Annotated in this window: 6 protein-coding genes; 3 read left to right on the top strand and 3 right to left on the bottom strand. The window is 73.8% G+C overall.

Features of this window, described 5'->3' with window-relative positions; genetic code table 11:
- Positions 1-41 precede the first annotated feature (41 nt).
- Positions 42-635: a helix-turn-helix domain-containing protein gene (locus ACI8AP_RS19625; protein ID WP_456591051.1), complete on the top strand. Its 594-nt coding sequence runs from the start codon at positions 42-44 to the stop codon at positions 633-635.
- Here the strand turns inward: ACI8AP_RS19625 and ACI8AP_RS19630 are convergent.
- From ACI8AP_RS19630 to ACI8AP_RS19640, 3 genes are read right to left on the bottom strand one after another with little or no spacing between them, the layout of a single operon-like run.
- Positions 625-1,059, bottom strand: coding sequence for a Rieske (2Fe-2S) protein (locus ACI8AP_RS19630; RefSeq protein ID WP_456591052.1), 435 nt, complete (start codon positions 1,057-1,059; stop codon positions 625-627). The two genes, ACI8AP_RS19625 and ACI8AP_RS19630, sit on opposite strands and share 11 nt — an antisense overlap.
- Positions 1,056-3,584, bottom strand: a complete 2,529-nt coding sequence (gene nirB / locus ACI8AP_RS19635) for a nitrite reductase large subunit NirB (RefSeq protein ID WP_456591053.1) — start codon at positions 3,582-3,584, stop codon at positions 1,056-1,058. Before nirB ends, ACI8AP_RS19630 begins: the two co-directional genes overlap by 4 nt.
- A 1-nt stretch (position 3,585) precedes the next feature.
- Positions 3,586-6,189 carry a molybdopterin oxidoreductase family protein gene (locus ACI8AP_RS19640; protein WP_456591054.1) on the bottom strand — a complete coding sequence of 868 codons (2,604 nt, stop codon included), beginning with the start codon at positions 6,187-6,189 and terminating at the stop codon, positions 3,586-3,588.
- Positions 6,190-6,336: 147 nt separating this feature from the next.
- Between ACI8AP_RS19640 and ACI8AP_RS19645 the strand changes: the two genes are divergently transcribed.
- The gene (locus ACI8AP_RS19645; protein ID WP_456591055.1) at positions 6,337-7,131 is read left to right on the top strand and encodes a TetR/AcrR family transcriptional regulator; all 795 of its coding nucleotides are present in this window, start codon (positions 6,337-6,339) and stop codon (positions 7,129-7,131) included.
- A gap of 136 nt (positions 7,132-7,267) precedes the next feature.
- Positions 7,268-8,053 (top strand): DUF2382 domain-containing protein, encoded by a 786-nt coding sequence (locus tag ACI8AP_RS19650; protein WP_456591056.1) that lies wholly within the window; start codon positions 7,268-7,270, stop codon positions 8,051-8,053.
- Positions 8,054-8,185 lie beyond the last annotated feature (132 nt).

The following is an 8,185-nucleotide window of genomic DNA, read 5'->3' on the forward strand; positions in this document are numbered from 1 at the left end:
CCTGTGGCAACGAAGCTTGCTACAATGGCAAACTGCACGCCATGACGGACGACGACGTGCTGCAGAACGTGGGCCCACGGCTGCGCGCGCTGCGCAGCGAGCACGGCCGGACGCTGGCCGAGGTCGCCGAGGACACCGGCATCTCGGTGAGCACGCTGTCGCGGCTGGAGTCGGGCGGCCGCCGGCCCACCCTGGAGCTGCTGCTCCCCCTGGCGCGCGCGTACGGCGTGGCCCTCGACGCCCTGGTGGACGTGCCGGCCCCGGCCGATCCGCGGGTGCACGGGCGCCCCATCCAGCACGCGGGCGCGACGATGGTGCCGTTGACCCGGCAGACCGGTGGGCTGCAGGCCTACAAGCAGGTCATGCCGCCGCGCTGGCAGGCCGACAACACCGAGCAGGAGGTGCACGACGGCTACGAGTGGCTCTACGTGCTCTCCGGACGCATCAGGCTGCGGCTCGGCCCCCGCGACTTCGTGCTGGAGCCCGGGGAGGTCGTCGAGTTCGACACCCGCGTACCGCACGCCTTCTCCAACCCGTTCCCCGAGCCGGCCGAGGCGCTCACCCTCTTCGGCCCCCAGGGCGAGCGCATGCACGTCCGCGCCCGCCCTGCGGCGTCCGCTGAGCTCACACGGTGACGACCACGTTGCCGTCCTGCTCGCGCACGGGGTGGACGCGGATCGGTGCGGCTCCCGACGTCGAGGCGCCGTCGTCCCAGCGGTAGGCGAACAGGTGCAGCGGGCAGACCAGCACGTCGACGTCGGTCTGCCCGTCGGCGAGCGGTCCGCCGGCGTGCGGGCAGGCCGCCTGGGTGGCGTGCAGCGAGCCGTCGCGCAGCCGGAAGACCGCCACCTGCACACCGCCGGCGACGAACGCCCGGCCTTCGCCGAACGGGATGTCGGCCACCCGGCCCACCACGTGCTCGCGACCCTGGATCGGCGCGGCCGGCCCGGGCGTGCTGACGCCCGTGGCAGGGCTGCCGGTTTCCGTGCCGGGCGTGGTCGGGCGGGCCGGCTCGCGCGTGTGGTCGAGCCGGGCGGCGGCGGGGCTGCTCAGGCTCATCGGACCGGCACCTTCGGCAGCGGGATCAGCGGGAGCGACGGGCGGAACTGCCCGGGCGTGGCCGGTTCCCTGCCGTCCTGCCCCCAGGGATCGGTGTAGGCGTCGACCGACTTCTGCATGTTCGCGTCGAGGTCGGCGACGATTCCCTCGCTGTCCTCGAGCAGCACGGCCTTGATCTTCTCCAGCCCGATCCTCGGCACGAAGTCGTAGGTCCGCTCGAGCCAGTTGGCGTTCTCCCGGTAGTACTGCATGAAGCGCCCGGCCAGGGTGATGACCTCCTCCGGGGAGCCGACCGTGGCCAGCAGGTCGCCCTTGCGGATGGTGGCCCCGGCGGCGCCGCCGACGTAGACCTCCCACTTCCCGTTGCCGATGGCCACGACCCCGACGTCCTTCACGTAGGCCTCGGCGCAGTTCCGCGGGCACCCGACGACGGCGAGCTTCATCTTCGCCGGGCTCTCGATGCCCTGGAATCGCGTCTCCAGGTCGATCCCCAGTTGCGTCGAGTCGCCGAGCCCGAAGCGGCAGAAGTCGCTGCCCACGCACGTCTTGACCGTGCGGAAGCTCTTGCCGTACGCGTAGCCGCTGGGCATGCCCAGGTCGGCCCACATCGCCGGCAGGTCCTCCTTGCGGACACCGAGCAGGTCGATCCGCTGGCCGCCGGTCACCTTGACCATGGGCACCTCGTACTTCTCGGCGACGTCGGCGATCTTGCGCAGCTGCGCAGGTGTGGTGACCCCGCCCTTCATCTGCGGGACGACCGAGAAGGTGCCGTCGCGCTGGATGTTGGCGTGCACCCGGTCGTTGATGAACTCGCCGTCCTTCTCGGGGACGAAGTCGTGGCCCCAGATCATCTTCAGCAGCGAGGTGAGCCCCATCTTCGACTTCGCGTCCTCCTTCCCGCCGGGCGCGAGCGTCGCGAAGACCGCGGACACGCTCCGCAGGTCGTGCTCCCGGATGGCCCGCATCAGCTCGGGCTTGGGCATGGGGACGCCCGGCACGTACCAGGACGCCGCGGGGTCCTCGGCGAGATCGCCGTCGGCGGCCCACTCGACGATCTGCTTCACCAGCGACTTGCACGAGCCGCAGCCCTTGCCGGCGCGGGTGCGGTCCATGACCTCGCCGACGCTGCCGCAGCCACCGCTGACCGCACCGCAGATGTCGCCCTTGGTGACGCCGTTGCAGTTGCACACCTGGCTGTCGTGCGGCATGTCGGCGACGCCCACCTCCTCCGCCCCGTCGGAGAGGTCGACCAGCAACCGGATCCGCTCCTCCGGCAGCGGGGCGCCCCGGTCGAACGCCTGGGTGAGGAAGGCGACCTTGCGGGTGTCACCCAGCAGCGTCGCGCCGACCAGCTTGTCGTCGCGGATCACCACCGACAGGTGCACGCCACGCTTGGGCTCGGAGATGACCAGGAACTCGTCGTCGTCCCGCTCGGGGGTGCTGATCCCCATCACGGCGACGTCGACGCCGGCGACCTTGAGCTTCGTGGCGGTCCGGCTGCCGTGGTACTCGGCGCCGGGGTCCGTGCCGGTGAGCACGTCGGCCAGCACCTTCGCGTGCTCCCAGGCCGGCGCGACGAGACCGTAGACCTCACCGCGGTGCTGGGCGCACTCGCCGATGGCGTAGACATCGGGGTCGTCGGTGCGCAGCTGGTCGTCGACGACGATGCCGCGCTCCACCTCCAGCCCGGAGCGCAGCGCGATGTCGGCGTGCGGCCGCACGCCCGCGGCGACCACGAGCAGGTCGCAGTCCAGCCGCCGGCCGTCCTTCAGCAGCACCCCCTCCACGTGCCCGTTCCCGAGCACCTCGGTGGCCAGGACGTCGAGGTGCACGGTGATGCCGAGGGACTCGACGCTCTTCTTGAGGATCGCGCCGGCCTCGGCGTCGAGCTGGGCGTTCATCAGCCACGGCATGGCGTGCACGAGCTCGACCTGCAGACCGTGGCCCTGCAGCGCCCGCGCCGCCTCGAGGCCCAGCAGCCCGCCGCCCATGACCACGGCGCGCCGGCAGCGGCCGGTGGCCTCGAGCATGGCCCGGGTCTCGTCGATGGTGCGGAAGCCGTACACGCCGGGCAGCAGGGCGCCGTCGTCGGTCCGCACGCCGGCCATCGGAGGGATGAAGGAGTAGCTGCCGGTGGCCAGGACCAGGTGGTCGTAGGGCGTGACGCTGCCGTCGGCGGCGTGCACCTGCTTGGCCGCGGTGTCGATCCGCTCGACCCGGACGCCGGCGCGCAGGTCGACGCCGTTGTCGGCGTACCAGTCGTGGGAGTTGAGGACGATGTCGTCCTCGTGCGACTCCCCGGCCAGCACCGGCGAGAGCATGATCCGGTTGTAGTTGCCGTGCGGCTCGTCGCCGAAGACGGTGATGCGGAACTGCTCGCCGCCGCCGCGCTCGAGCACCTCCTCGACGAAGCGGGCACCGGCCATGCCGTTGCCCACCACGACCAGCCGGCCGCGGGGATCGGGGTCGTCGTCCAGGTGCAGCGTCGTGGCGGCGGTGAGGCGCGCGCCCAGGATCGTCGTCATCTCAGACCTCCACCAGTCCCAGGTCGACCACGATCTCGCCCGTGACGCCCTCGGGGGCCGCCGCGTGCAGCTCGACGACGGAGCCGCCCACCAGGTCCTCGACGACGCGCAGCGGCACGTGGGTGTCGGCCTTCGCCCCGATCGGGAACCAGCGCATCGGCTCGCCGTCGCGCACCAGCAGCACGTAGACCAGCTCGGTGGTCGCGTTCCCGCCGCGGAAGTACAGGGCCTGGGCGCTGCATCCGGGGGGCACGGTGTAGCGCAGCGCCGGGTCGACGGGGCCGGGCTTGGCCAGCCCCTCACCGGTGATCGGGAAGACGCCTTGCAGGAAGCGGGGGGTGCTCTTCACGGGGGTTCTCCTGATCGTCGCGGAGCGGGACGTCGTCGAGCGGGACGGCGGGTGCGGAACGGGCGCGGGGGCGGGCCGGTGGCCGGCCGGTCGGGGCTGGGTGGCCGCGGGCGGGGGCGGGATCTGCTCCTCGGGACCGGCGACGCGGGCGACGGCGACCGCGCAGACCTTGAAGGGCGGCATCTTCGACGCCGGGTCGAGCGCACCGGCGTCGGTGAGGGCGTTCGCGCCGGCCCAGTGGAACGGCACGAAGACGACGTCCGGCCGGATCGTGTCGGTGACCTGGGCGTGGAACCGCGCGCGGCCGCGGCGGGTGGTGAGCTCCACGACGTCGTCCTGCGCGATGCCGAGCCGGCGGGCGAGGTCGGGGTGCAGCTCCGCCCGCGGACTCGGCGCGACCAGCTGGAGGCTGCGCGTGCGGCGGGTCTGGGTGCCCGACTGGTACTGGGCCAGGACCCGGCCGGTGGTGAGCACGTAGGGGTGGTCGGCGTCGGGGAGTTCGTGGGCGTCGGCGTGCTCGACCCGGAGGAACCGGGCCCGGCCGTCGGGGGTGGCGAACCGCTCGGTGAACAGCCGCGGCGTGCCGGGGTGCTCCGGGGCGGGGCAGGGCCAGAAGACGCCGCGCTCCTCGTCGATGCGCCGGTAGCTGATGCCCGCGTAGTCGGCCGCTCCCCCGGCGCTCGCGCGTCGCAGCTCCTCGAACACCGTCTCCGGGTCGCCGCTGAACTTCTCGCCGACCCCGAGGCGGCCGGCCAGCTCGGCGAGCAGCTGGAGGTCGTCGCGGACGCCGTCGGGCGGGTCGAGTGCCCGGCGGCGCCGGATCACCCGGCCCTCGACGTTCGTCATCGTCCCGGCCTCCTCCGCCCACATGGCGCTGGGCAGCACGACGTCGGCCAGCTCGGCGGTCTCGGAGAGGAAGAAGTCGCTGACGACGAGGAAGTCCAGGTCGCCGAGCCGGCTGATGACCCGGCGCGCGTCGGGCGCGCTGACCGCGACGTTGCTGGCCAGCACCAGCAGGGTGCGCACGCCGCCGTCGCTGCCGAGCGCGTCGAGCAGCTCGAACGCCGACCTCCCCGGCTGCGGGAGGTCGTCGGGGTCGACGCCCCAGACGGCGGCGACGTGCGCGCGGGCGGCGGGGTCGGCGAGCGAGCGGTAGCCGGGCAGCTGGTCGGCCTTCTGCCCGTGCTCGCGGCCGCCCTGCCCGTTGCCCTGGCCGGTGATGGTGCCCCAGCCGCTGCCCGGCCGGCCCGGCAGGCCCAGGGCGAGGGCGAGGTTGATCCACGCCTGGGCGGTGTCGGTGCCGTTGCGGTGCTGCTCGGCGCCGCGCGCGGTGAGGATCATCGCCTTCTCCGCCCGGGCCAGGGCGAAGACGGTGCGCCGCTGGTCGGGAACGGGCACGCCGGTGAGCCGCTCCACCCGGTCGGGCCAGTACGCGCCGACGCCGGCCCGCACGTCCTCGAACCCGGTGGTGCGGGCGGCGACGTACTCCTCGTCGACCAGCCCCTCGGCGAGCGCGATGTGCAGCAGCCCGTTGGCCAGCGCCAGGTCGGTGCCGGGCAGGGGCTGCAGGTGCAGGGCGGCGTTCCGGGCGGTGGCCGTCCGCCGGGGGTCGACGACGACGTGCTGCGCGCCCCGCTCGCGGCCGGCGTCGAACCACTGCATGGCCGGCGGCATGGTGTCGGCCGGGTTGCTGCCCACGAGGACGACGACGTCGGCCTCGGCGATGTCCGACAGCGGGAAGGGCAGCCCGCGGTCGATGCCGAACGCGCGGTTGGCCGCGCCCGCCGCCGAGGACATGCAGAACCGGCCGTTGTAGTCGATCGCACTGGTGCGCAGCGCGATCCGGGCGAACTTGCCGAACTGGTAGGCCTGCTCGTTGGTCAGTGATCCCCCGCCGAAGCAGCCGACGGCGTCGCGCCCGTGCTCGCCCTGGGTGCGCTCGATCGCGGCGACCACCCGGTCCAGCGCCTCGTCCCAGCTCGACTCCACCAGCGGGCTGGTGCGGTCGCCGGGCACCGCGCGGACCAGCGGGCGGGTGAGCCGCTCGGGGTGGTCGAGCAGCTCGGTCGACGACCAGCCCTTGGAGCAGAGACCACCGCGGTTCGTCGGGAAGTCCAGCGGGACGAGCGTGGCCGGGCGGTCGCCGGCGGTGACGGCCATGCCGCACTGCAGGGAGCAGTAGGGGCAGTGCGTGTTCGTGGTACGGGAGGTGCGCATGCCCTCGATCGCGGCGGCGGGAGACACGGAGGCGGGCACGGGAGCCAGCCTCGGGGGCGGGCGTTTCCCTTCGTGGACCTCGGCGTCAACGCTGGGTTCCGTCGGCCTCACACCAGGGTGCCCGGCGCTGTGCGGCCGCCACCCAGCATGATCACCGGCAGATCTCACCGACCGAGGGAGAGACCGATGACCGAGCCGGACCCGGCCGCCGACCCCGACAGCCCCGAAGGCCGTGGTGGAGCAGCCGCGGCGGTGCCGGCCGCTCCACCCGGCGCCGGCCGCGCCGGGCTCGACCGGCGCCGCATCCTCGGCGCGGCCATCGAGTTCATCGACGCCAACGGCCTCGCCGCGCTGACCATGCGCCGGCTCGGGGCCCACCTCGGCGTGGAGGCCATGGCGCTGTACCGCTACGTGCCCGGCCGCGAGCAGCTGCTCGACGGGGTCGTGGAGTCGGTCGTGGACGAGCTCTACGGCGACCCGGACGTGCACCTGAGCGCCTCCCACGGCTGGCAGGACTACCTGCAGCGGCTGGCGCACGGGGTCCGGCGGATCGCCCTGGCCCACCCGGAGGTCTTCCCCCTGGTCGCCACGCGTCCCCCCGCCGCCCCGTGGGTCCGGCCGCCGCTGCGCAGCCTCCGCTGGGTCGAGTCCTTCCTCGACGCCCTGATCGACAGCGGCTTCACCGAGGCCGCCGCGGTCGCGGCGTACCGGGCGTACTCCAGTTTCCTGCTGGGCCACCTCCTCCTGGAGGTGTCCCAGAAGGGGGTGAAGATCAGCCCGGAGGACCAGCCCGAGGGGGTGCCCGACGCCGCGGCCGGCACGGACCTGGACGCCTACCCGACCGTCGTCCGCCTCGAGCCCCTGCTGTCGCTCGACGAGTCGGCTGCCGAGTTCGAGGAGGCGCTGGAGAACCTGCTCGGTCGCCTGGAGACCGTGCTGACCGAGGGGCGCGCCCCTCGCCGCGGGGACCCGCGCACCTGATCCCGGGTGTACCGCGAGCCGCGCCGCGGGATGCGTTTACGTCGTAAATGCACGGGCACCGGAGGGGCTGTCCCCGTCTGCGCGCGATGCGGCGGGCCGGGGCATCCCTCCCCCTCGTCCCCCAGGAGTTCCGCGCATGATCACCGAGCACCAGCTGAGCGACGTCATCGGCAGCACCGCCGTCGGCCCCGACGGCGAGCTGGGCACCGTCGGCGAGGTCTACCTCGACGACGAGACCGGCCGCCCGGAGTGGGCCACCGTCCGCACCGGGATGTTCGGCACCAAGGAGACCTTCGTGCCTCTGGCCGACGCCGACATCTCCGGCACGGAGCTGCGCGTGCCCTACGCCAAGGACAAGGTGAAGAACGCCCCGAACATCGACGCCGAGGGCCACCTGTCCCCCGCGGAGGAGACCGAGCTCTACCGGTACTACGGCCTGGCCACCGCCGGGACCGACACCACCCGCACCGACACCACCGACACCACCGGCACCGACACCACCCGCGGGGCCGTCGGTCACGACACCTCCGGGCCCACGACCGACGACGCGATGACCCGCTCGGAGGAGCGGCTGCACGTCGGGACCCAGCGGGTGGAGGCCGGTTCCGCCCGGCTGCGCAAGTACGTCGTCTCGGAGAACGTCTCGCAGACCGTGCCGGTGTCGCGCGAGGAGATCCGCGTCGAGCGCGAGCCCATCACCGACGCCAACGTCGGCGACGCCCTCGACGGCCCGACCATCTCCGAGGAGGAGCACGAGGTGGTGCTGCACGCCGAGCGCCCGGTCGTCGAGAAGGAGGCCGTGCCGGTCGAGCGCGTGCGCCTGGACACCCAGACCGTCACCGAGCAGGAGACGGTCACCGGAGAGGTCCGCAAGGAGCAGGTGGAGCTGGACGTCGAGGACACCGACGGCACCCGCCGCTGACCCCGGCCCCCCGCAGTGGGGGGGGGGGGGGGGGGGGGGGGGGGGGGGGGGGGGCGGGCGGGGGGGCGGGGCGGGGGGGGGGGGGGGGGGCGGGGGCGGGGGGGGGGGGGGGGGGGGGGGGTCGGGGGCTCC

Source organism: Blastococcus sp. SYSU DS1021 (assembly GCF_054050995.1).

Excerpts from the sequence above, each read along its gene's own strand:
- ACI8AP_RS19625 (WP_456591051.1), top strand. The coding sequence starts at position 42 with ATGACGGACGACGACGTGCTGCAGAACGTGGGCCCACGGCTGCGCGCG.
- ACI8AP_RS19630 (WP_456591052.1), bottom strand. The coding sequence starts at position 1,059 with ATGAGCCTGAGCAGCCCCGCCGCCGCCCGGCTCGACCACACGCGCGAG.
- nirB (WP_456591053.1), bottom strand. The coding sequence starts at position 3,584 with ATGACGACGATCCTGGGCGCGCGCCTCACCGCCGCCACGACGCTGCAC.
- ACI8AP_RS19645 (WP_456591055.1), top strand. The coding sequence starts at position 6,337 with ATGACCGAGCCGGACCCGGCCGCCGACCCCGACAGCCCCGAAGGCCGT.
- ACI8AP_RS19650 (WP_456591056.1), top strand. The coding sequence starts at position 7,268 with ATGATCACCGAGCACCAGCTGAGCGACGTCATCGGCAGCACCGCCGTC.